Here is a 22,656-nt window from a genome sequence, read left to right on the forward strand (position 1 = left end):
TGTCACTGAACTGCCTCCTGTGAGGGATGGTGTGGTCGTTTGATGATGGGCAGCCGACGTGCCCAAAGCTTAATTCCCTGCCAGCGGATCTGGGCTGAGACGCGCAGGGGTGCCAGCGGGACCGCAAGCGCCGCGGCGAGGATGTTCCGCACGGTGGCGTCGTGCCGTTCGCCGTCCATGCTGGCAACGAAGGGCCGCTGCCCCTCGCGCTCGAGGACGATCGAGACGGCGAGCCGTTCGCCGGGTTCCGGGAGTTTCATCCGGTACTCGCCCTCGACGTCGTTGAACGGCGAGACGTAGAACGCCTTGGGCACGCTGGCCCGGCCGGCGTCGTCCGTTTCGAGGAGGTAGCAGTGCCGTTCGCCGTACGTGTTGTGGACTTCGGCGAGGACGCAGCGCAGCTCCCCGGCGGCGTCGTGGCACCAGAACAGGCTCAGCGGGTTGAAGACGTGGCCGAACACCCGGGCGCTGGCCAGCATGGTGATCCTGCCGCCGTCGAGCGTTATCCCCCGGGTGGCCAGGAACGCCTCAACGTTTCCGCGCAGGGTCCCGTCCGGGTCGCCCAGATGGTCCGCCACGCTGAAGCCGGCGAGCGGCCGGAGCAGGCGGGGCACCGCGGGCAGCCGGTCGACGTCGACGTACCAGCTGTAGCTGCGGTATGTGAACGCGTTCTTGAGCGGGGTGCGCCGCACGTGCGCGATGGACGTGCGGTAGATGGCGGCCGTGGTACTCATGAGCCCTCCGCGGAGACGGTCTGCAGGTCGGGGTCGACGGCGACGGCGCGGTACTCCTCGTTAAGGTCGACGGCGGGGCCGTTCCAGGAACGTCCGAGCCGCTCGGCAGCCTTGACGCCGGAGAGCGCGCCGTCCTCGTGGAAACCCCAGCCGTGGTAGGCGCCGGCGAAGGCCAGCCGGCCGTCGCCGAGCGCGAGGATCTGCTGCTGGGCCTTCAGGGATTCGGGAGTGTACTGCGGGTGTTCGTAGACCATGCGTTCGATCACAGTGTCGTCGTCGATCAGCTCGGATTCGCCCAGGCTGACGATGTAGCGCCCCATGTCCGCGGGGGCCAGCCGCTGCAGCCGCGTCATGTCGTAGCTGACCAGGACCTTGTCCGGCCGGGCGTCGCAGGCGGGCAGGCGGTAGTTCCAGGACGCCTTGGCGTTGTCGCTGGACGGCAGCACGGCGGCGTCGCGGTGGAAGACGGTGTGGTTGACCGAGTACGGCATCCCGCCGAGAGCGTCCCGCTCGGCGTCCGAGGCGTCGGTGAGCATGCCCAGTGCCTGGGCGGGGTGGGTGGCGATCACGACGGCGTCGAAGTTTTCGGTGCGGACGCCGCTGTTCCCTTCCCCGACCGTCAGCTCGACGCCGTGCGTGTGGCGGCGCACTCCGGTGACTGGGCTGGAGAGGCGGACGTCCGGCAGCGTGGCGGCGAGCTTGTCCACATACGTGCGCGAGCCGCCGGTGACGGTGCGCCACTGCGGCGAGCCCGAGACGCCGAGGAGGCCGTGGTGGCCCAGGAAGGTGAAAAGGTAGCGCGCCGGGTAGGCCAGCGCCGTGGTGGGGTCGCAGGACCAGACCGCGCTCACCACCGGGGTCATGAAGTGTGAGATGAAGTAGCTGCTGAACTTCTCCCGGGCCAGGAACTCCCCCAGGGTCAGTTCCGGTTCCCCGGACGGGTTTTTCCCGGCGGGCGCCGCTTCGGCGAGCAGCGCGCGGGCCCTGCGGTAGAAGCGCATCACCTCGAGCAGCATCAGCAGGTAGCGGCCGCGCAGCACGGTGGAGGGACGGGGCAGGATGCCGCGGCCCTTGGCCCGGGCGCCGGCGTACTCCAGGCCGCAGCCGTCGCAGCGGACGGACATGCTCATTTCCGAGTCCTGGGTTTCGATGCCCAGCTCGGCGAAGAGCCTCAGCAGTGTGGGGTAAGTCCGCTCGTTGTGGACGATGAAGCCGGTGTCGATCCCCAGCACCGGGCCGCCGTCCTGTGGCACGTCGTGGGTGTGGGCGTGGCCGCCGAGCCGGGAATCGGCTTCGAAGAGGGTGACGGTGTCCTGCCGGTTCAGGACGTAGGCGGCGGTGAGTCCCGCCACGCCGCTGCCAATCACGGCTACTCGCCGGCCCTGGGGAATCCCTGCTGCATCTGACACTGATCTGCTCCTGTTGGCTTCGCCTGAATCGTCCTGGTGAATCGTCTATGGGCAATTCGTCGCCGAGGGGCCGACGGATGAGTGCGACTTTCCAACATTCTGCTTCCCACCAATGTGCCAGAATGAAGCGGGATTGTGGTCCCGCCTCACCGGAACCTGCGAAGGGCAGCACTTTGATCAATCCCGTCCACCTGCGGACCCTTGTCGAAGTGACCCGGCTGGGATCCTTCGCGGCGGCCGCAACCCGGCTCGGCTACACGGCGTCGGCGGTATCCCAGCAGATGTCGGCGCTGGAACGCGACACCGGCGTCGAGCTGTTCCAGCGCTCGGCGCGCAGCATCCACCCGACCGAAGCGGCCCTGGTCATGACCCGGCATGCGGCCAAGGTCCTCACGGACATCGAGACCCTCATGGCGGCAGCCTCCCGCACCGGGGATCCCGCCCGGCAGGAACTCCGTCTGGGCATCTTCCCCAGCCTGGCCACGTATGTGCTGCCGCGGCTCCTGGAAAACCCGGCCTGGAAGAAGCTCGGCATCGACCTGCGGGTATCCGTGGCGGAGCCCGCCCAGACCATCCAGGGCCTGCGCGCCGGCGGCGAGCTCGACGTCGCTCTGGTGTACCAGGTGGGGCAGTCCGGCCTCGCGTGGCCGCACACCGTGAACCGGCAGTGGATCGGCGACGACGACTTCCGGGTGGTGCTGCCCGCGGCCTGGGGCATCGGCACGGAGTCCAAGGTCGCGGCGGATCACCTGTCCGACATGCCGTGGATTGTGCACCACCCCGGCACGTCCGACGCCACCGTGATTGAGCGGCTCTTCGCCAGCTGCAACCTGCACCCGCGCGTGGTCGCGTACAGCGATGACTTCCATGCGAGCCTCGAGATGGCCGCGGCCGGGCTGGGCGCGGCGCTGGTTCCGGAGCTGGCCCTGCTGCACCGCCCGGCCGGGGTGGTGGTGCTGGACGTTCCGGAGATCCGGCTGGCCCGCAACGTCTTTGCCCTGCTGATCAACGAGAAGCAGACCGCTCAGGTCCAGCTGTTCGTCGAGCTGCTGGCCGACACGTTCAACTCCTCCACCCTGAAGCAGGCCATCCCGCGCAAGGGCTGACCCGGACTGAGGCGTCGACTCAGCGCCGGCGGAGCCGCTGGCGGAGTCCCGTTCCCGTCCCGGCGAGGGCGCTGATGATCCGGTGTTTGGCCGGACTGTAGGGCGGGTAGATCAGCGCGAGGGTGTCCGGGCGCTGCGGCTTGGCGAGGGTGGCCCGCTCATGCGAGAACGTCCGCAGCGAGTGTTCCCCGTGATATGCGCCCATGCCGCTGCCGCCGACGCCGCCGAAGGGCAGGCCCGGGACCATCAGGTGCGCCGCCGGGACGTCGAAGCACAGCGCCCCCGAGGAGGTGCGTTCGGCGAAGGCCCGGCGCGTGCCGGCGTCGTTGCTGAACACGTACAGCGCCAGCGGCTTGGCGCCGTCGTTGATCATCCGGATGGCCTCGTCCCGTCCGGCGACCGGGACCAGAGGGAGCAGCGGCCCGAAGATCTCCTCCCCCATGACCGTGTCCCCGGGGGCGGGCCGGAGCAGGGTCGGGGCGAAGTGGCGGCTAGCGGCGTCCCGTTCCCCGCCGTGGACCACGGTGCTCCCGTCGGCGAGGGCGGCGATCCTTGCGAAGTGGCGGTCGTCGACGATCCGGCCGAAGGACGTGCTGCGGGAGGAGTCCTGGCCAAAGAGCTCACCGATCGCCTTGACCAGCTCGCGCTCCAGCGGCACCAGCACGTCCTCGGTGGCCAGGATGTAGTCGGGCGCCACGCAGGTCTGCCCGGCGTTCATGAACCGGCCCCACGCGAGCCGTTTGGCCGCCTTGGCCAGATCCGTCGTGGAGTCCACGTAGGCCGGGGACTTCCCGCCGAGCTCCAGGGTGACCGGCGTCAGTTGCTCCGCCGCCGCGCGGAGCACCACCTTGGCCGCGGTTTCGCCTCCGGTGAAGAAGATGTGGTCGAAGCGCTGAGCCAGCAGGGCCGTGGTTTCCGGGATGCCGCCTTGGACCACCTCCGCCGCGCCGCCGAGGTACTCCGGGATCCAGCGAGCCAGAGCCGCCGAGGTGGCAGGGGCGTGTTCGCTGGGCTTGAGCACCACGGTGTTGCCGGCTGCGACGGCACCGGCCAGCGGGGCGAGGAGCAGCTGCAGCGGGTAGTTCCAGGGGCCGATCACCAGCACCACGCCCAGCGGGGTCAGTTCCGTCCAGGCCTTGGCCGGCTGGACGGCGAGCGGCACCGCCACCGGGCGGGGCCGCAGCCAGGCCTCGAGGTTCTTTTCCAGGTGCGCAGCTTCGGCGCTGACAAAGCCGATTTCTGTCAGCAGGGACTCGGTGGCGTGCTTGCCCAGGTCGGCGCCCAATGCTTCGGCAAACTCCGTGCGGCGCTCGGCCAGCATCCGGCGCAGGCTGCGCAGTTGCTCCAGCCGCCAGGCCAGCGGACGCGTCGTTCCGGAGTCGTAGAGTTCGCGGGCGCGGGCGACGGCGGGGCCAACTGTTTGCATCCGCCCAATGTACCGGCACCGGGCGCCCGCCCGGGTGGAGTGCCGGATAAAACCTTGGGAATGCTGGAACGGGCCGGTTTTGAGGACTATGTTGAAGATATGAACAAGGTAGCGAGCAAGCACTTCGGAGAGGTCGAGCTCAACCACGGACGGGACCACAACCTCACCGCCAAGCATGAACTGGCGGGCCAGATCGTGGAGCTCGACCTGAATGTCAACGCGCATGACCATTTCGACGAAGCGGCCATGCACAAAGTTGACTACCGGTTGCGTTTCCTGCCCGAGCTCGTGGACCAGGTCCGCGAAATGATCGCCGAGGAGCTGGAGCAGGACGGCACCAGCCCGCAGGAGTACCGGCATTTCCACTGCAACGCGATCAAGGACGAGCACCTGCGGAAGGTGTTCGGCGTCGAGGACAAGAGCCAGCTCACCGACGCGGTTTTCCTCAAGGCACTAAAGCTGGGCCATGTGGGCATCTTCCCCGGCCAGCCGGAACGTTACTTTGTCCTGGACTTCACTCTGGGTTCGCACTTCACCGACGAGGTCCTGGTGGCCTCCGCGGACGAGGACGGCGTCGTCGATGACGAGATCCTCTGGGAATCCTGAATCCAGCTTTTTCTCGGCGCCGAACAAAGGCGGCCACCATGGACGATATCCAACCAAATCACAGCGATAGCACGCGTTCGGTCCCCCTTGAATCATCCGGATCGCGCACGGTGGACAGAGGGGCTTTACGTATTGCCGCGATGCTGATCTTTGGCGGCGTCGTGATTTCACTGGTGGCCGGCTTATTTCATGCCGATGCGGCCAGCGCAAACGACCATGTTGCCTCGTTCACCGAGTATGCCCGAAGCGACGTCTGGATCGGGGTGCACCTGGGCCAGTTCGTAGGCATGGCGCTCTTCGCCGGCGGAATGATCGCGCTGCTGGCCGCCCTGAATGTGCCGCAGGGCGGCCTCGCCCTGACAGCCCGTTTCGGCGCCCTCTCCGCGGCTGTTGCCATTGCGCTCTATGGCGCGCTCCAGGCCGTGGACGGCGTCGCCCTGAAGCACGCCGTGAATGCCTGGGCGTCCGCTGCAGAGCCGGAGAAGGCAATGCGCTTTGTCACCGCGGAAGGAATCCGCTGGCTGGAGTGGGGAATGCGAAGCTACCACAGCTTCCTGCTCGGAAGCGCCCTGATTATTTCCGGCGTGGTCATCCTGGCCACACGCCGGGTCTCCCGCACGATCGGCATCCTTATGGGGCTATCCGGCGTGTCCTATCTGGCGCAGGGATGGATCATCGGAGCCGAAGGGTTCACAGCCGCGAATGCGGTGCCGACGCTGTTCGGGATAATCCTCACCGTCGTCTGGACAGTGTGGCTGCTTATCAGCGCCTGGCGGTTGAAAGAGCGGGCAGGCCCGGTGGCCTGAGGACATGTCCTCCCCCGAGCTCAGTGGTTGAGCCTGTCAAAACCGGGTTTTGAAAGACTCAACCACTGAGAGGATTTCCGCTCCCCCAGCCGCCGGTTGTTTGTTACTTGGCCGCTTCGAGCAGTTCCGCGCGGACCGTCCTGGTGGCCGTGACCAGGTTGCGCAGGGACTCTTCGGTCTCCACGTAGCCGCGGGTCTTCAGGCCGCAGTCCGGGTTGACCCAGAGCTGGCGGGACGGGACGTGCTTGACGGCGGTGCTGAGCAGCTCGGTGACTTCCTGCTCGCCCGGGACGCGCGGCGAGTGGATGTCGTAGACGCCCGGGCCGACGCCGCGCCCGAAGCCGTGGGACTCGAGGTCGTGCACCACCTCCATGCGGGAGCGGGCGGCCTCGATCGAGGTGACGTCGGCGTCGAGGCCGTCGATCGCGTCGATGATTGCACCGAACTCGGAGTAGCACAGGTGCGTGTGGACCTGGGTGGCGTCCCCGGCGCCGGCGGTGGCGAGGCGGAACGACTTCACGGACCAGTCCAGGTACGCGGCCTGGTCGGCCTTGCGCAGCGGCAGGAGTTCCCGCAGGGCGGGCTCGTCCACCTGGATGACCTGGATGCCGGCGGCTTCGAGGTCCGCGATCTCGTCCCGGAGGGCCAGTGCCACCTGGTTGGCGGTCTCGCCGAGCGGCTGGTCGTCGCGGACAAAGGACCACGCGAGGATGGTGACCGGGCCGGTGAGCATGCCCTTCATCGGCTTGTTGGTCAGGGACTGCGCGTAGCGGGCCCATTCCACCGTGATCGGGGCGCTGCGGGTGACGTCGCCCCACAGGATGGAGGGGCGGGTGCAGCGGGAGCCGTAGGACTGGACCCAGCCGTGGACGGTGACGTCGAAGCCTTCGAGGTTCTCGGCGAAGTACTGGACCATGTCGTTGCGCTCGGGCTCGCCGTGGACCAGGACATCGAAGCCGAGCTCTTCCTGCAGCTCCACGACGCGCTTGATCTCGTCGTTCATGAGCTGCTCGTACTGCTCCGTGCTCAGCTCACCCTTGTTGGCGCGGGCCCGGGCGGTGCGGATTTCGCCCGTCTGCGGGAAGGAACCGATGGTGGTGGTGGGCAGCGGCGGCAGGTGCAGGGCCTCGGTCTGCGCGGCCTCGCGGACGCCGTAGGCAGAGCGGCTGAAGTCGGCCTCGGTCAGGGCAGCGGTGCGGTTCCGGACCTCGGCGCGGCGGACGCCGTCGGCTGCGGCGCGGTCGGCAATGATGCGGGTGGCCTCATCAATGGCCGGCTGGACCGCGGTCGGGTCGGTCAGCAGGCCGGCGAGGGTGACAACCTCGGTGGCCTTCTGGTCGGCGAAGGCCAGCCAGCTGCGCAGCTGCGCGGAGAGCTGGACTTCCTCGTCGACGTCGTGCGGGACGTGCTGGGTGGAGGTGGAGGTGCTGACGGCCAGCCTGGCGACGGACTTCTTCAGCTCGGCGATCTTCTCCGCGGAGGCGGCGAGGTCGTTGCGCCAGATGTTGTGGCCGTCCACGACGCCGGCGACCAGGGTCTTGTTGCCCAGTGCGGCGAGGGCCGCGGCGGAGGGAACCTCGCCCTTGAAGACGTCCAGGTGCAGTGCGTCGATGCCGGTGGCGGCGAGGGTGCCGAGCTGGCCGTTGAGCGCGCCGTACGGGGTGGAAACGAACAGCTGCGGACGCCTGGCCGCGGCGGCAAAGACCTCGTAGGAGCGGGCGACGGCGGCCTGGATTTCCCCGGCCGGGGTGTCCTGGTCCACCACGAGGGCGGGCTCGTCGAGCTGGACCCAGCCGGCGCCGGCAGCGGCCAGCTTCTCCAGCAGGGCGGTGTAGACGGGGAGGATGTCCTCGAGGCGGGACAGCGGGCTGAAGCCGGCCGGGGCGTCGTCGGAGGCCTTGCTCAGCAGGAGGAACGTGACCGGGCCGACGATGTACGGACGGGTCTCAACACCGTTGGCGAGGGCGTATTCGAATTCCTCGACGATGCGGCTGGAGGTCAGCGAGAAGCTGGTTTCCGGGCCGATCTCCGGCACGAGGTAGTGGTAGTTGGTGTCGAACCACTTGGTCATTTCCAGCGGCTGCTGGTCCTTGTTGCCGCGGGCCAGGGTGAAGTAGCCGTCAATGTCGAGCTGGCCGTCGGCGTCGAGGAGGTTGCCGAAGCGTGCGGGCACGGCGCCGAGGTGGGCGGCGGCGTCGAGCACCTGGTCGTAGTAGGAGAAGGTGCCTGGGACTGCGGCGGCTTCGGTGAGGCCCAGGCCCTGGAGGCGCTTGGCGGTGCCGAGCTGGATTTCCTTGGCGGCGGCGTCCAGGGCGGCGGCGTCGATCTTGCCAGCCCAGTAAGCCTCGACGGCTTTCTTCAGTTCGCGGCGGCGGCCGATGCGCGGGTAGCCGAGGATCGAGGCTGCCGGGAAGGGTGTGGGGTTGAGCATGTTCTTTTCAGTCATGGGAAGTCCTAAGTTTTTGGTGGGTGATTAGCTGGCGAGCTGGCGGCGGCCCGCGGTGTGCCGGTGGCTGCGCTGCGGCCGCGCCAGCGCAAGTTTGTCCAGCACGTCGAGCGCGGCCGCATGTTCGTTGAAGGTGTAGAGGTGCAGTCCGGGGGCTCCGGCGGCCAGGGCCGCATTGGCGAGGTCCACTGTGGCGTTGACCCCGATCCGGGTGCGTTCGGCGTCGGAATCGGCGGCGGCGAGCCGTTCGATGAGTTCCGGTGCCGGTTCGACGCCGGTCAGCTCGCCGAGGCGGGTGAGCCGGCGAATGCTGGTGAGAGGCATAACGCCCGGAATGATCGGGATGGTGACGCCGGCACGGCGGGCCCGGGTCAGCAGGTCCGCGTACTGCTCGGTGTGGAAGAAGACCTGGGTGATGGCGAAGTCGGCGCCGGAGCGCTGCTTGGCCAGCAGCACCTCGACGTCGTGCGCTTCACTCGGGGATTCCGGGTGCCGGGTGGGGTACGCGGCGACGCCGACGGCCACCTTGCCGGCGCACAGCAGCGCGGAGCGGCGCTGTTCGACGCGGCGGATGAGCTCGATCAGGTCCTGGGCGTAGCGCAGCGATCCCTCGGGAGGGACGCCGCCGTCCTTGGGCTGGTCGCCGCGCAGGGCCAGGATGCCGCGCACGCCGACGTCGAGCAGTTCGCCGATGATCTCCGCGAGCTCCTGCGGGGAGTTCCCCACGCAGGTCAAGTGCGCCAGTGGCCGCAGGGTCGTTTCCTGGACGAGGCGGTTGATGAGCTCGACGGCGGTGTCCCGGTTGGAGCCGCTGGCGCCGTAGGTCACGGAGACGTAGTCCGGGTCCGTGCTTTCCAGTTCGCCAATGGTGGTCCAGAGCGACTCCGCGGCCGCGGCCGACCGGGGCGGGAACAACTCGTAGGACAGGGCAACAGGGGCCGTGCCGGCAAGATTTGGGTGGGTGTCAATAAGGCTGGGTGGAGACATTTGCGTCCTTGGCTGTGAACACTGACGGAATTGCCCGGAAACGGGACCCGTCGGTGAATTGAGTTTGGGGAACACGGAGGAAACTCCAGCAGGACGCAGCCGCGACTGTTACGCCTGATACGAAGTTGTCCGTGAGCAAATGTCAGGCCCACATGGGGGCACCCACACCCTCCTGGGCTGGCCATGGTATTTCCCAAGGGCCCGCCTTGAGCGGAGGATCGCTGACACGTTACTGAGGTAACTTGGTTAGAACTCTACGGGCCCTCCGGGAAGCCGTTCAAGTCGCCTCCCGAATTAAGACGCACTTTTACGGCATATTTCATGCCCGGGCAGAATATTCTTCGCTCGGTGTGCCGCCGGGGGCTGTCTGTGGCTGGTCCGGCATTACCGGCGCACCACTCCCCAAGGTGCCCGCGCAGGACTATCCTTTTGCCATGATCCAGCTTCCAGCCAGTTACCAGGAGTATCTCGCCGGCAAGAGCGAGAGTTTCATCAACACGGTCCGGCCCATCCTGATGCAGTCCGCTGCGGATAAACGCCACGGCGTCCGGATTCTGGTGCTTCCGCACGGCCACCAGGCGCACCTGGATGACACCATCCCGTTCGGCACCATACTGGAAGATATCGACTGAGTCGTTGCGGAAATCCTGTCGACGGGACCCGCGGCTCTACCCTGCGGCCCTAGCCCTCCAGCAGGAGGCGCTGGGAGCGGGGCGCGAGCGTGTGTTCCAGCACGAGGCAGGCGGCGCCGATCGCGCCGACGTCCTCGCCGACGCCGGTGCCCACCACCTCGATCTCATGGATCTTCCGGGTGGCGCTGGCTTCCCGGACCAGATCCGGGATCCGTTCCAGGTAGCGCTCCGAGAGGCAGGTCCAGAACGGTCCGCCGAACACCACCCTGTCCACGTCCAGGGCGTTGGTGACGGCCGAGACGGCCCGGGCCACCAGCACTGCGGAGTTGTCGATGATGTCCTGCGCCCTTTGGTCTCCGGCGCCGGCGGCGGCACACAGGGCGGCGAAGCTGTCTTGGAGGGCGGGACCGGTCACGGCGTCCACCGGGCCGTCCAGCACTCCTGCTTCGACGGCACGGGTCACCAGAACCTGGGGAATGCACGAGGATTTGACGCAGCCGCGCATTCCGCAGTCGCAGGGTGCCCCGTCAGGATCAACGATGATGTGCCCGATCTCACCGGCATTCCCCGAGGTCCCGCGCACCACCTCATCATTGAGTACGATTCCGCAGCCGATGCCGGTGCCCATGTACATAAAGACGAAGCTTCCGGCGCCGCTCGGGCCGCCCGCCCAGGTCTCGGCCACGGCGGCGCTGGTCACGTCCTTGTCCACGATGGTGGTCAGGCCGGTGGCCGCGGCCAGGGCGTCGCGGAGCGGGACACGGTCCCAGCCAACGAGGAGCGGAGGGTCCACCACCGTGCCTTCTTCAAGGTCGATCGGCCCGGGCGAGGCGATCCCCAGGCCGGCGATGCGGGACGGGTCGACGCCGGAGTCCGAGATGAGCTGTCTGATTTCGGCGGCGATGGTGTCGATGACGGCCCCGGGGTCGGTGCCGGCCGGGGTCTTGATCCGGGAATGCTTGACCACGGCCCCGACCAGGTCCAACACAACGAACGTTGTCACCGCCGGATCCAGGTGGACACCGACGGCGTACATTCCGGAGGAATTGAGCCGGAGCATGGTCCGCGGCTTGCCCGGCCCCGTGCCTTCCTTGCCCGCTTCATAGATCAGGTCCTGGTCCAGCAGCCTGCGGGAGATGTTGGAGATTGTCTGCGGGGAAAGCCCCACGATCTGGGCCAGCTCTACCCGGCTCAGGCCGGCCGGGGAACGCCGGATGGCGTCGAGGATCACCGTGAGGTTGAAATCGCCCATCCGGGGCAAGTTGGTTCCGCGCCTCGGCGAGGGCTGGCGGATCTCAGTCACTGATAACCCCTAAACGTCTTTGGCCACGCACTGCTTATTTCAGAATCGTACGTTACGCACGTGTGACCGCCCACACCCCGCGCTTCACACTCCCGCTGATTGCCGGGTGCTGGCCGTGACCGTGAATTTCGGGTTCCGTCCGACCTCGCGGGTGGGGCCGACCAGCCGCTGCAGCGCCGGCTGGTAGTGAAGGTGGCTGTTGAACACCGTCCAGAGCTCCCCGCCCGGAGCCAGGACCCGCCCCGCCGCCTCAATCAGCTTGATGCCGGCCCCCGCATGAACCGCCGCGCCGACGTGGAAGGGCGGGTTGAGCAGGATCAAATCGGCGCTGGCGTCCGGCAGCGTGCCCATGGCGTCGTCCTGGAGCGCCGTGACCTGATCCGAGAGCCCGTTGGCTGCCGCCGTCGCGCCGGCGGAGTCGACGGCGGCCGCGGACTGGTCCGTGGCCGTGACCCGGGAGCCGGGGTTGGCGCGGGCGTACATGGCGGCGAGGATTCCGGTGCCGCAGCCCAGGTCGACGGCGTGCCGCGCCGCCGGGATCCGGGGCAGGAACTCCAGCAGGAACCTGGTGCCGATATCCAGCCCGGTGCCGGCAAAAACGGCTCCGCGGGCGCACACGGTCAGTCCCAGTTCGCTGTTGACGTCTCTGACCGGGAACGGAGGCGTGCCGGGAACCGGCCGCGGGTTGCGGGCCAGCAGGATCCGGGATTTCTGCCGGGCAAGCTGGGGCTGGACTTCGCCGAAGTAGCGGTCCAGCACTGCGTTCATGCCCAGGCTCATGTGCTTCACCCGGCCGCCGGCCAGCAGGACGACGTCGGGGGCGGCGTGGCGGGCGACGGCGTCGGCGATTTCCTCCAGCTCCGCAAGGGACTTGGGTAGCTGGAGGAGCACCACGTTCGCCCCGGCCAGCAGCCCGGCCCCGAGCGGGTGCTGTTCGAACCCGGCCGCCACGCCCAGCGTCTCTGCGTTGAGCCGGAGGGCCTGCTCCCCGGTGATGAGGTCCTGGTGCGCGCGGACGGGGCCGTTCCAGCTGCCGGCGGCGTCGTCGCGAGCCAGGGCACCGAGCGTCAGCGCACCGTAGCGGTCCCCCACGACGGCAAGCCTGCTGCCGGGGTGCAGGGATCCGGCCGCGAGCATGTCCGCGGCGGTTTCCAGGAGAAGCTTGTCCGTGGCGTCCCAGGCCTGGAGGTTGGCCGCCTCCACATCCGGGAACCTGCGCAGCCGGGAGAAATGGGAGTCAAGATTATGGTCCGCCACGCGCGAGCTGCCGCCTTTTGTGAGTCAGGGGTGGGTCAAGGAGTTCGAGTCCCCGGTGTTGAGGTCCTCTGCAAACTTATCCTGCTCCTCCAACAAACGCAGGATGCCTGCCACTGCTGCCCGGCCGGCCCGGTTGGCGCCGATCGTGGACGAGGACGGTCCGTAGCCGACCAGGTGGACCCGCGGCTCGGCGGCCACCTGCGTGCCGTCCATGGCGATCCCGCCGCCGGGGCCGCGCAGGTGCAGCGGTGCGAGGTGTTCAAGTTCCGCGCGGAAGCCGGTGGCCCAGAGAATCACATCGGCGGCCAGGAAGTTGCCGTCTACCATCCGCACTCCCCCGGGCTCGATTCCGGTGAACATGGGGTGGCGCTCCAGCACGCCCCGGGCGGCGGCCGCGCGCAGCGCAGGGGTCCAGATCAGCCCGGTCACCGCGACGACGCTTTGCGGCGGAAGGCCCTGCCGAACGCGCTCCTCGACGAGGGCGACGGCGTCGTGCCCGGCCTGCCGGTCGAAGGCGGCGTCCCGCCAGACCGGTTCCCGGCGGGTGAACCAGCTGGTGGTGGTGACCTTGGAGATCTCGTCCAGTAGGCCGACGGCGGAGATGCCGCCGCCGACGACTATCACGTGCCGGCCGCTGAACTCCTCTGCGGAGACGTAGTCCGCAACGTGCAGCTGCCGTCCGCGGAAGGACGCCTGGCCCGGGTAGATCGGCCAGAACGGCCGGGTCCAGGTGCCGGTCGCGTTGATGATTGCCCGGGCCGACCAGCCGCCGCGGGAGGTGGCGATCCGCAGCCGCCCGCCGTCGTCGTTGTCCTCCCGGGCGACGGACCGGACCTTGACGGGACGTTCGATGGCCAGCGCCAGCTGGTCTTCGTAGCCGCCGAAGTAGCGGGCCAGGAAGCTTGAACTTGCTTCCTCCGGGTCGACGGCGGGCTGCGGGATGCCGGGCAGGTCGCTGATGCCGTTCACGGTGGCCATGAGGAGGCTCTTCCAGCGGTGGCGCCAGGCCCCGCCGGGGCCGTCCTCGGCGTCGAGCACGATGTAGCTCCGGGCCGGCCCTGCGGCCTCATCCCGGTCCTCCGGCACCTTCCGGGCCGGGACAAAGCCGCGGCGCTGCAGGTGGTAGGCCGCGGAGAGCCCGGCCTGACCGGCGCCGATCACCACGACGTCGGCAACCCGGACCCGGCCGTCAATCGCTGCAGACATGCCGGCTCAGATCTTCTTGACCACGCTGGATTTCAGCTGCATGGGGCCGACGCCGTCGACCTTGCAGTCGATGTCGTGGTCGCCGACGCCGTTGACGAGCCGGATGCCGCGGACCTTGGTGCCGACCTTGATAACGGTGGAACTGCCCTTGATCTTGAGGTCTTTGACGACCGTGACGGTGTCCCCGTCGGCGAGGATGTTGCCGACGGCGTCCTTGATCGGCTTCACTTCCTGGTCCCCGGCCTCCGGCTCCGCAGCCGGCGACCACTCATGCGCGCACTCGGGGCAGACCAGGAGCGCCCCCATTTCGTACGTGTATTCGCTGGAGCATTCGGGGCACGGGGGCAGGGTCTCATCCACGTCCCCAATATTAGTCGAGCGGCCGGCGCGGACAGCCGTGTAGACGCCGGATTGCTAAGCTGCTGTAACCCCAGCGAAGGCGGCGCCGCATGGCCGACAGTCCAGTTCAATCCGAGGGGCCAGGCCAGTCAGAGGGCCCGGTCCGGCCACATGGTCCAGTCCGGGACCAGGGCCCCGACGGGGATTCCCGGCTGCGCTCCGGCTGGCGGACTGCCGGCCGGTTGCTGTTGGGCGCGTTCCTCATCTTTGCCGGGGTCAGCCACCTGGGCTGGAGCCGGGAAGCGTTCTACGCGCAGGTGCCGCCCTGGCTGCCACTGGACAGGGACTTCACCGTGGTGGCGTCCGGACTGGTGGAGATTGCCCTGGGTCTGGCTCTGCTGCTGCTCAGGCGGCGGCGGGTGGCGCTCGGCTGGATTGTGGCGGCGTTTTTCGTGGCGGTCTTCCCGGGCAACATCTCGCAGTTCGCCACGGGCACCGATTCGTTCGGCCTCAATTCGGACCAGAGCCGCGGGATCCGCCTGCTGTTCCAGCCGCTCCTGGTGGTGTGGGCGCTGTGGTCCACAGGCGCCTGGCGGGCGTGGCGGCAGTCCCGGAGCCGCCGCTGACCCCGGGTCACCGACTCCACAAAACAAAGGAGGCCCTGCTCAGCGAGCAGGACCTCTTCGGTGGAGCTGAGGGGACTCGAACCCCTGACCCCCTGCATGCCATGCAGGTGCGCTACCAGCTGCGCCACAGCCCCGAAATCGCTAGGGAATCCTTCCTGCGAAGGACCGTCTTCCCTGAAGCAACCTGTTTATCTTAAACTACATTTCCGGTTCGCGCTAATCGGCATACGTTGGGGCGGAAAAGTCGGGCGAGGCCTCACCTTTTTCCGAGCCCCGCGCACTGCCTTCGCCGTCCGGGGCGCCTTTGGACACGATTCCTGCCCCTGGGTCCGGTATCCGCGGCGCGCCCGTGTCAAAGTGCCCCCCGGACCGCAGCGGCCGGGCGGGACCTGCCAGCGGTAGACACGTCGTGGCCGCTGACCCAAATCTTCCCCACCAAAACCGCACAAAAAAATCCGCCGGAATCTTTCGATTCCGGCGGATTATCCGGTGGAGCTGAGGGGACTCGAACCCCTGACCCCCTGCATGCCATGCAGGTGCGCTACCAGCTGCGCCACAGCCCCGAATTTTCGTTGCTCCGACCCCGTCAGCTTGCGCTTTCGGCTCCGGTTCTTTGTCCGGATTTCTCCGAAGCAACTCAAATATCTTAGAACAGCCTTTCGGAAAATTCCAAATCGGGCATATTCCGGTTTCCTCCCGGCGGCTACTCCGAGTCGGAAGCTGCTGCTGCCTTAGCGGACGCGTCGTCCCCGAGCTGGAGGTCCACGACGGGGCAGTCCTTCCAGAGACGCTCGAGGGCGTAGAACACGCGGTCTTCTTCGTGCTGGACGTGGATGACGATGTCGCCGTAATCCAGCAGGACCCAGCGGCCGCCGGAGCGTCCTTCGCGGCGGATCGGCTTGAGCTCGAACTTGGAAAGTTCGTCCTCAACGCCGTCCACGATGGCGTTGACCTGGCGCTCGGACGGCGCCGAGGCAATCAGGAAGATGTCGGCCAGGGCCAGCCGCTCGCTGACGTCCATGGCGACGATGTCCTCGGCGAGTTTTTCCGCGGCGGCTCGGGCTGCGTGGCGGGCTGTGGCGATGGCTGATTCTGTTGCAGTCACGGGACTCCTTGTTGGGTGAAAATCTTGTGTTGTTGAAAATACGTGGAATGGCCGCCTGACAGGTCGGCAGGGCCAAGACGAAGCTGCCTAGCCGGCGAGGCCGGTGACGATCAGGGTGATGCCGGCGATCAGCGCAATCACTCCAAGGGCCAGCACCACCAGCTGCACGAGCCGGAGGCGGCGTGCCCTGCCGAGGCCGGCAGTGGCCGCGTCCAGGGGGTCGAGACCATAGGCCGAGTTCGCCGCGACGGGGGTCCTGCCCGTGAAGTCCTCTTCGGACTGGGCTGCTGCGGGGTTCCCCGCGGCCGGCCGGGACGTCTCGTGGGGCGCGGAGGCGGCCTTGGCGGCCGCCTCGGCGCGGGCGAGCACACCGCCGCGGCCCGTTGCGGAGGCGCCGCCCCGCTGGCGGGACGACGCCGGACGGCGGGTGCCGGACTTCCGGGCCGGTTCAACCCGGGGGCCCGGGTTGGTTGCCACCGGAACGTGGGACGTGGCAGGGCGCTTCATGACGGGCCGCTCCACGCCGGGGACCTGGACGAACTCCAGGGGTGTGACCATGGCCAGGTTGTTGGCCGTGCTGGGATCATTCCGCGCCGGCTCCGGCTTGCTGTTCTGCTCGGCCAGCTTCTGCTTGGCCGCAGCCCGGCGGTTCAGTACGGCGGCCCGCTCGGCCAGGGCGATCTGTTCCGCCAGTACGGCAGGATCGACGGCGTCGGGGTCGGTGGCGTTGATGTGTTCCATCTTGGCCAGCTGGTTCTGGGCCTGCTGGGCCAGAAGTTCCCGCGCGGCCAGGGCCTGTTCAACGGTCATTCCCTCGGGGCCCTTACCGCCAGGGGCCTTGGCACCGCCGGAGTTCGGGCCGACGTCGGCCTTCTGGCCGGTGGCACTGTCAGCGGGAGCGGACTCCACGCCGGGCCGGGGAACAACGGGCGTGGCCCGGGTGCGCGGGGAGGCGGGGACGATCAGGTTGGCGGAGGTCGACGGGGATGTTTCCGCCGCCAGTTGCAGCAGCCGGAGCTGGCGCCGGGTAGGCGGTCCCCCGCCGGCGAGGTTGCCCTCTTTTTCGGCCAGTTCCTTGATGGTGCGCAACGTGGCACGGTCCCGGGCGCGGACCTGCGAGGAACGTTCGGAGCCGGCGGTGCTGCTGACCGAGTCCACGGGGCCCGGGATCCGGCGGCGGCCAGTAATTTCCGCCCCGGTAGGCTCGCCGGGGTCAACGTCGCCGGCGGGCCGCTGGGTGCCGTCGGGAAAATCATTGGAGGCAGGGGGAACCGCACCGGGACCTGGCGTACCGGCCTCCTGGTTGGCTTCCAGGCGTTCATCTCTGGCCTGTCGCAGTTCGCGACGGCTGCGGATTGGTGGCTGTTCCTGACTCATTGCAAACTCATTCGGTGCTGGCGGGTTGGGCTATCTCGGTACTTCGGTCATAGCGTGCGGCGCCATTGCCGGCGGAGGTGTCCCCGGTCTCCGGGTCACCGCCGTACAGTCCGTACTTGGCGATGTACTGGACAACGCCGTCGGGGACTAGGTACCAGACGGGGTTGCCTGCCGCCACCCTCGTGCGGCAGTCGGTCGAGGAGATCGCCATGGCGGGAACCTCGAGGAGGCTGACGTCCGTGCGGCCCATCCCGTCCAGGACGTGCCCGGGCCGGGTGACGCCGACGAAGTGCGCGAGCGTCCACAGCTCGTCGATGTCCTTCCAGGACAGGATCTGGGCCAGGGCGTCGGCTCCGGTGATAAAGAACAGGTCAGCCTCGGGGCGCAGGGTATGCAGGTCCCGGAGGGTATCGATGGTGTACGTCGGCCCGGGCCGGTCCACGTCCACCCTGCTGACGGTGAAACGCGGGTTCGACGCCGTGGCGATGACGGTCATCAGGTAGCGGTGCTCGGCCTCGCTGACCTTTTTGCTCATCTTCTGCCACGGCTGGCCCGTAGGCACGAAGACCACTTCGTCCAAGTCGAACTTGGCCGCGACCTCGCTGGCCGCGACAAGGTGGCCGTGGTGGATGGGATCAAACGTGCCACCCATCACACCCAGACGCAGGCGGCGCTTGGCGCCGCGCTGCCTCATGGTGGCGGAAATATTAGTGCCCTTGGCCGTGATCGTGCTTGTTCGGGTGCTGGCGGTGCGGATCCGCGTGCTCCTCAACGGCTTCGTGACGCTTGCCCAGGTTGGAGTAGGACAGCGTGATGAAAAGCATGGTCATCAGGACCACGAACATGATGCCGCCGATGACGAACGGCGGTGCAATAAGCGGCGCGAGTTCCTCGTGGCCTGATCCGCCGGCGGCTGCGACGATGGTGGCGATCTGCTGCGACAGCATGTTCTCCCCTAGTAAGTTCAAGAATTGACGACGGCGGGTGACCCCACCGTTCCGGACTTCTGTTCCATATTACAGCGTTGCTAGGCCCTGATCTGGCCCTCGCCCTGGACGATCCACTTCGTGGTGGTCAGTTCCGTCAGACCCATCGGGCCGCGGGCGTGCAGCTTCTGGGTGGAAATGCCCACTTCGGCGCCCAGGCCCAGCTCCCCGCCGTCGGTGAAGCGGGTGGAAGCGTTTACGATCACGGCGGCCGAATCGACCTCCGCGATGAAGCGCTCGGCATTGCCGAGGTCATTGGTCAGGATGGCTTCGGTGTGGCCGGTGGACCACCTGCGGATGTGCTTGACGGCGTCGTCCAGGCTGTCCACCATGGCCACGGCGAGGTCCAGGTCCATGTATTCGGTGGCCCAGTCCTCATCGGTGGCGGGGACCGAATCCACCGACCCCGGCAGAGCGGCCCGGACCCTGTCGTCGGTGTGCAGCGTGACACCGGCGGCGCGCAAAGCAGCGGCGACGGCGGGCAGCACTGTCGACTTCGAGTGGACCAGCAGGGTTTCCACAGTATTGCAGACACTGGGCCGCTGGGTCTTGGCGTTCAGCAGGATCTCCACGGCCATTTCCTCGTCCGCGGAGGCGTCCAGGAAGATGTGCACGTTGCCTTCCCCGGTCTCGATCACGGGAACCCTGGCGTTGTTCACGACGGACTGGATCAGTTCCCGGCCGCCGCGGGGAATCAGGACGTCGACCCGTCCGCGGGCACGCATCAGGGCGTTGGCGCCGTCGCGGCCGTACTGGTCCACGCTCTGCACGGCGTCGGCGGGGAGGCCCACCGAATCGAGGGCGTCGCGGAGCACGGTGACGAGGGCGGCGTTCGTGGCGGCAGCGGCGGTTCCGCCGCGCAGGATGACGGCGTTGCCGCTCTTCAGGCCCAGTCCGGCGATGTCCACGGTGACGTTGGGGCGCGCCTCGTAGATGGCGGCGACAACGCCCATGGGCACGTTGATCTGGCGGAGCCGGAGCCCGTTGGGCAGGGTCTGGCCGCGGACCACGTTGCCGACCGGGTCCGGCAGGTTGGCGAGGTTTTCCAGGGCTGCCGCGAGGCCGTCGATGCGGGTGCCCGTGAGGGTGAGCCGGTCCAGCAGGGCCGCGGACGTGCCGTTGGCCTTTCCGGCGGCGACGTCCTTGGCGTTGGCGGCGAGGATCCCGGCCTTGCGCTCCAGCAGCGCGGCTGCGATGGCACGCAGCCCGCGGTCCTTCCAGGCCCGGTTGGCGCGGGCCATCCTGCGCGCGGCGTGGCGCGAGCGGTCGGCGATGGCGTGGACGGCAGCCTCAACGTCGGTCGCTTCGCTGGTGCTTGCGGTGTCCGGAGACGCCTCCGGACCGGCCACGACGCTGCCCTCAGCCGGTCCGTCCGCGGGAAGCAGACCTTCGGCGAACAGCTTTTCGGCGAGCACGGCGGAGCGGGGGGTCAGGGCCTCAGTCATGCTTCCAGTTTAGGCGGACAGGAGGCTTAGACCAGCACCAGATCGTCAACATGAACAACAACCCGGTCATATCCGCGGCCGAGCGCCTCGCCGAGTTCCTTGGTGGAGCGGCCCAGCATCTGCGGGAGTTCGGCCGCGGCGTAGTTGACCAGTCCGCGGGCGATGACCGTGCCGTCGGGTGCGACCATCTCGACGGCGTCGCCGGCTTCGAAGTCCCCGTGCACGGCAGAGATGCCGGCCGGCAGGAGCGAGGTGCGGCGGTCACGCACGGCCTTAACGGCGCCGTCGTCGAGCACCAGCGTGCCCTCCACGGAGGCGAGGTGCGCCAGCCAGAGCAGGCGGACCGGCTTGCGGGAGCCGTTGACGGAGAACCAGGTCCCCACGTCCTTGCCCGCCAGCGCGGCGGCAGCGTTCCCGGTGGAGGTGACCAGCGCAGGGATGCCAGAGCCTGCCGCGATGGTGGCCGCCTCGACCTTGGTGACCATTCCCCCGGTGCCTGTTCCTGCCTTGCCGGTGCGTCCGATGGTCACGCCGTCGAGGTCCTGCGGGCCGGTCACATGGGAGATCCGCTTTGCGCCGTGCGCGGGAGGTCCGTCGTAGAGGGAGTCGACGTCGGAGAGCAGCACCAGCGCGTCGGCGCGGACCAGGTGGGCCACGAGGGCCGCGAGCCGGTCGTTGTCGCCGAAGCGGATCTCGTGCGTGGCGACGGTGTCGTTTTCGTTCACGACGGGCACGACGCCGAGGTTGAGCAGCCGGTCGAGGGCGCGCAGGGCGTTGGTGTGCTGGCTGCGGCGCATGAAGTCCTCGGCGGTGAGGAGGACCTGGCTGACGGTGACGCCGTGGGCCCCGAAGGCGTGCGTGTAGCGCGCCATCAGGAGGCCCTGGCCCACGCTCGCGGCGGCCTGCTGGGTGGCGAGGTCACGGGGACGCTTCGCAAGCCCGAGGGGGGCGAGCCCCGCGGCGATCGCGCCGGAGGACACCAGGATGATCTCCGTGCCGGCGTTGCGCTGGTGCGCGAGGGCGTCGGCGAGTTCGGTCAAGGCCTCTTCGGAGATGCCGCCCTTGATGGAGGTCAGCGAGGACGACCCGACCTTCACCACGATCCGGCGCGCGCCGGACAGCACGGACCGGTCGGGGACGGGGGTGTCCGCTGCCGGGCGGCGGTCGGGGGTGACCGCCGCACCGCGCTCAGTGACGGCTTTACTCGTCATCTGTTTCGCCCAGTCCACTCTCCTTGAGCGGCTTGGCGGCACGGCGTCCGCTGACGGATTCGGTCCAGATGCCGGCCTTGCGTTCGGCTTCGAGCTCGGCGCGGGCGGCAGCCTTGGCCTCGCGGCGTTCGATCTGATCCTCGCGCTTCTGCCCGCGGGTGGGGCGGTCGCCAATGTCGGCGAAGCGCACGTCGGTGCCGCGCGGTGCGGCCAGCAGTTCGGCGCCGGCCATCATGGTGGGCTCCCAGTCGAAGACGACGCCGTCGTCCTCGCCGATGACCACCATGTCGCCCGGCTTGGCACCCTGCTTGAAGAGTTCGTTTTCGACGCCCAGCTTGGCGAGGCGGTCGGCGAGGTAGCCGATGGCTTCCTCGTTGGTGAAGTCGGTCTGCTTGACCCAGCGCACGGGCTTGTCGCCCAGGACGCGGAACAGCGGCTCGAGGTTCTTCTCTTCGCGGCGGATCTTGAAGCCGGATTCGTTGACGGCGCGCGGCTTCAGGACCGGGGCCTGCACCTTGGGCGGCGCGGCGGCGAGGGTGTCGCGGGCGGCCTGGACGATTTCGCCCATGGCAAAGCCGAGCTGGCGCAGGCCTTCGTGGCTGGTGGCCGAGATCTCGAAGACCTTGTAGCCGCGGGCTTCGAGTTCCGGGCGGACGAACTCGGCCATGTCCTTGCCGTCGGGCAGGTCCACCTTGTTCAGGGCGACCAGGCGGGGGCGGTGGTTCAGCGGAACCACTTCGCCGTCGGCTCCGCTGTAGCTCATGTCCACGGCATACTTCTCGAGTTCGGCCTCGATGATGGCCAGGTCCGAGAGCGGGTCGCGGTCCGATTCGAGCGTGCCGCAATCAAGGACATGCACCAGGGCGGCGCAACGCTCGACGTGGCGCAGGAAGTGGTGGCCGAGGCCCTTGCCTTCGCTGGCGCCTTCGATGAGGCCGGGGACGTCGGCGATGGTGAAGCGCACGTCGCCGGCCTGGACCACGCCGAGGTTCGGGATCAGGGTGGTGAACGGGTAGTCCGCGATCTTGGGCCGCGCGGCGGACATCGCCGCAATCAGGCTGGACTTGCCGGCGGACGGGAACCCCACCAGGGCGATGTCGGCGATGGACTTCAGTTCCAGGACGACGTCGCTGGATTCGCCTTCGATGCCGAGCAGCGCAAAGCCGGGAGCGCGGCGCTTCTGCGAGGAGAGCGAGGCGTTGCCGAGGCCGCCGATGCCGCCGGCGGCCGCAATGTATTCTGCGCCTTCGGTCACGAGGTCTGCGAGGACGTCGCCGGACTTGGACTTGACCACGGTGCCGATCGGGACCGGGAGGATCAGGGTTTCGCCGTGTTTGCCGGCGCGCCAGTCACCCATGCCGGGGCCGCCGTTGGTCGCGTGGCGGTGCGGGGCGTGGTGGTAGTCCAGCAGGGTGGTGGTCTGGGGGTCGACGCGCAGGATGACGTCGCCGCCGTTGCCGCCGTTGCCGCCGTCGGGACCGCCGAGCGGCTTGAACTTCTCGCGGTGGACGGAGACACAACCGTGGCCGCCGGTACCGCCGGATACGTGCAGTACTACCCGGTCTACAAAGCTGGCCACGTGGATCTCCTCAGTGCTGTTCCCTCAGGCGCCAAGGACGCCCAGGATGATTGTAATGCGGTTAAAACAC

The 22,656-nt window shown here is 68.3% G+C and carries 21 protein-coding genes and 2 tRNA genes; 5 read left to right on the plus strand and 18 right to left on the minus strand.

Annotated elements, in window-relative coordinates; translation table 11 throughout:
* Window positions 1-2 precede the first annotated feature (2 nt).
* Complete coding sequence (locus AC1DC5_RS08700; RefSeq protein ID WP_476864863.1) at window positions 3-734, minus strand: DUF1365 domain-containing protein; 732 nt, start codon at window positions 732-734, stop codon at window positions 3-5.
* Window positions 731-2,143 (minus strand): NAD(P)/FAD-dependent oxidoreductase, encoded by a 1,413-nt coding sequence (locus AC1DC5_RS08705; RefSeq protein ID WP_476864864.1) that lies wholly within the window; start codon window positions 2,141-2,143, stop codon window positions 731-733. The genes AC1DC5_RS08700 and AC1DC5_RS08705 overlap by 4 nt, the downstream gene beginning before the upstream one ends.
* Window positions 2,144-2,316: 173 nt before the next feature.
* On the opposite strand from AC1DC5_RS08705, the gene AC1DC5_RS08710 reads away from it, so the two are divergent.
* On the plus strand, window positions 2,317-3,249 hold the full coding sequence (locus tag AC1DC5_RS08710) for a LysR family transcriptional regulator (protein WP_441404295.1): 933 nt from the start codon (window positions 2,317-2,319) through the stop codon (window positions 3,247-3,249).
* A gap of 19 nt (window positions 3,250-3,268) precedes the next feature.
* Here the strand turns inward: AC1DC5_RS08710 and AC1DC5_RS08715 are convergent, their stop codons facing one another.
* Window positions 3,269-4,675, minus strand: a complete 1,407-nt coding sequence (locus AC1DC5_RS08715) for an aldehyde dehydrogenase family protein (protein ID WP_476864865.1) — start codon at window positions 4,673-4,675, stop codon at window positions 3,269-3,271.
* Between the two features lie 99 nt (window positions 4,676-4,774).
* Here AC1DC5_RS08715 and AC1DC5_RS08720 point away from each other — a divergent pair, with 99 nt between their 5' ends.
* Window positions 4,775-5,281 carry a DUF2004 domain-containing protein gene (locus AC1DC5_RS08720; protein ID WP_441404297.1) on the plus strand — a complete coding sequence of 169 codons (507 nt, stop codon included), beginning with the start codon at window positions 4,775-4,777 and terminating at the stop codon, window positions 5,279-5,281.
* Between the two features lie 38 nt (window positions 5,282-5,319).
* The gene (locus tag AC1DC5_RS08725) at window positions 5,320-6,087 is read left to right on the plus strand and encodes a hypothetical protein (protein ID WP_476864866.1); all 768 of its coding nucleotides are present in this window, start codon (window positions 5,320-5,322) and stop codon (window positions 6,085-6,087) included.
* Between the two features lie 103 nt (window positions 6,088-6,190).
* Here the strand turns inward: AC1DC5_RS08725 and metE are convergent, their stop codons facing one another.
* Together metE and AC1DC5_RS08735 are read right to left on the minus strand one after the other, a co-directional pair.
* Window positions 6,191-8,533 (minus strand): 5-methyltetrahydropteroyltriglutamate--homocysteine S-methyltransferase, encoded by a 2,343-nt coding sequence (metE, locus tag AC1DC5_RS08730; protein ID WP_476864867.1) that lies wholly within the window; start codon window positions 8,531-8,533, stop codon window positions 6,191-6,193.
* A 27-nt stretch (window positions 8,534-8,560) separates the two neighbouring features.
* Window positions 8,561-9,520 (minus strand): methylenetetrahydrofolate reductase, encoded by a 960-nt coding sequence (locus AC1DC5_RS08735; protein ID WP_476864868.1) that lies wholly within the window; start codon window positions 9,518-9,520, stop codon window positions 8,561-8,563.
* Between the two features lie 434 nt (window positions 9,521-9,954).
* On the opposite strand from AC1DC5_RS08735, the gene AC1DC5_RS08740 reads away from it, so the two are divergent.
* Window positions 9,955-10,152, plus strand: a complete 198-nt coding sequence (locus AC1DC5_RS08740) for a hypothetical protein (protein ID WP_441404301.1) — start codon at window positions 9,955-9,957, stop codon at window positions 10,150-10,152.
* A gap of 49 nt (window positions 10,153-10,201) precedes the next feature.
* Here AC1DC5_RS08740 and AC1DC5_RS08745 read toward each other — a convergent pair whose 3' ends face one another.
* From AC1DC5_RS08745 to AC1DC5_RS08760, 4 genes are all read right to left on the minus strand, one after another.
* Complete coding sequence (locus tag AC1DC5_RS08745) at window positions 10,202-11,455, minus strand: ROK family transcriptional regulator (RefSeq protein WP_476864869.1); 1,254 nt, start codon at window positions 11,453-11,455, stop codon at window positions 10,202-10,204.
* Between the two features lie 84 nt (window positions 11,456-11,539).
* A complete protein-coding gene (locus tag AC1DC5_RS08750) occupies window positions 11,540-12,712 on the minus strand; it encodes a class I SAM-dependent methyltransferase (RefSeq protein ID WP_476864870.1) in 1,173 nt (390 codons plus the stop codon).
* A gap of 24 nt (window positions 12,713-12,736) precedes the next feature.
* Entirely contained in the window at window positions 12,737-13,918 is a 1,182-nt protein-coding gene (locus AC1DC5_RS08755; protein ID WP_476864871.1) for an NAD(P)-binding domain-containing protein, read from the minus strand.
* 6 nt (window positions 13,919-13,924) lie between these two features.
* Window positions 13,925-14,278 (minus strand): zinc ribbon domain-containing protein YjdM, encoded by a 354-nt coding sequence (locus tag AC1DC5_RS08760; RefSeq protein ID WP_476864872.1) that lies wholly within the window; start codon window positions 14,276-14,278, stop codon window positions 13,925-13,927.
* An 89-nt stretch (window positions 14,279-14,367) separates the two neighbouring features.
* On the opposite strand from AC1DC5_RS08760, the gene AC1DC5_RS08765 reads away from it, so the two are divergent.
* The gene (locus tag AC1DC5_RS08765) at window positions 14,368-14,883 is read left to right on the plus strand and encodes a DoxX family protein (protein ID WP_476864873.1); all 516 of its coding nucleotides are present in this window, start codon (window positions 14,368-14,370) and stop codon (window positions 14,881-14,883) included.
* A gap of 61 nt (window positions 14,884-14,944) precedes the next feature.
* Here the strand turns inward: AC1DC5_RS08765 and AC1DC5_RS08770 are convergent.
* The 9 genes from AC1DC5_RS08770 to obgE all read right to left on the minus strand — a co-directional run bounded on the left by AC1DC5_RS08770 (window position 14,945) and on the right by obgE (window position 22,586).
* Window positions 14,945-15,017 (minus strand) — tRNA-Ala (locus AC1DC5_RS08770).
* A gap of 356 nt (window positions 15,018-15,373) precedes the next feature.
* Window positions 15,374-15,446 (minus strand) — tRNA-Ala (locus tag AC1DC5_RS08775).
* A gap of 140 nt (window positions 15,447-15,586) precedes the next feature.
* A complete protein-coding gene (gene rsfS, locus AC1DC5_RS08780; RefSeq protein ID WP_441404307.1) occupies window positions 15,587-15,988 on the minus strand; it encodes a ribosome silencing factor in 402 nt (133 codons plus the stop codon).
* Window positions 15,989-16,075: 87 nt separating this feature from the next.
* Window positions 16,076-17,365: a hypothetical protein gene (locus AC1DC5_RS08785; protein ID WP_476864874.1), complete on the minus strand. Its 1,290-nt coding sequence runs from the start codon at window positions 17,363-17,365 to the stop codon at window positions 16,076-16,078.
* 7 nt (window positions 17,366-17,372) lie between these two features.
* Window positions 17,373-18,017, minus strand: coding sequence for a nicotinate-nucleotide adenylyltransferase (gene nadD, locus AC1DC5_RS08790; protein WP_441407210.1), 645 nt, complete (start codon window positions 18,015-18,017; stop codon window positions 17,373-17,375).
* 55 nt (window positions 18,018-18,072) lie between these two features.
* On the minus strand, window positions 18,073-18,312 hold the full coding sequence (locus AC1DC5_RS08795; protein WP_476864875.1) for a hypothetical protein: 240 nt from the start codon (window positions 18,310-18,312) through the stop codon (window positions 18,073-18,075).
* Window positions 18,313-18,392: 80 nt separating this feature from the next.
* Window positions 18,393-19,796, minus strand: coding sequence for a glutamate-5-semialdehyde dehydrogenase (locus tag AC1DC5_RS08800; protein WP_476864876.1), 1,404 nt, complete (start codon window positions 19,794-19,796; stop codon window positions 18,393-18,395).
* Between the two features lie 26 nt (window positions 19,797-19,822).
* The gene (proB, locus tag AC1DC5_RS08805; protein WP_476864877.1) at window positions 19,823-21,007 is read right to left on the minus strand and encodes a glutamate 5-kinase; all 1,185 of its coding nucleotides are present in this window, start codon (window positions 21,005-21,007) and stop codon (window positions 19,823-19,825) included.
* Window positions 20,997-22,586, minus strand: a complete 1,590-nt coding sequence (gene obgE / locus AC1DC5_RS08810; protein ID WP_476864878.1) for a GTPase ObgE — start codon at window positions 22,584-22,586, stop codon at window positions 20,997-20,999. The genes proB and obgE overlap by 11 nt, the downstream gene beginning before the upstream one ends.
* Between the last annotated feature and the right edge of the window lie 70 nt (window positions 22,587-22,656).

This window comes from Arthrobacter sp. 10L424, from assembly GCF_056395325.1.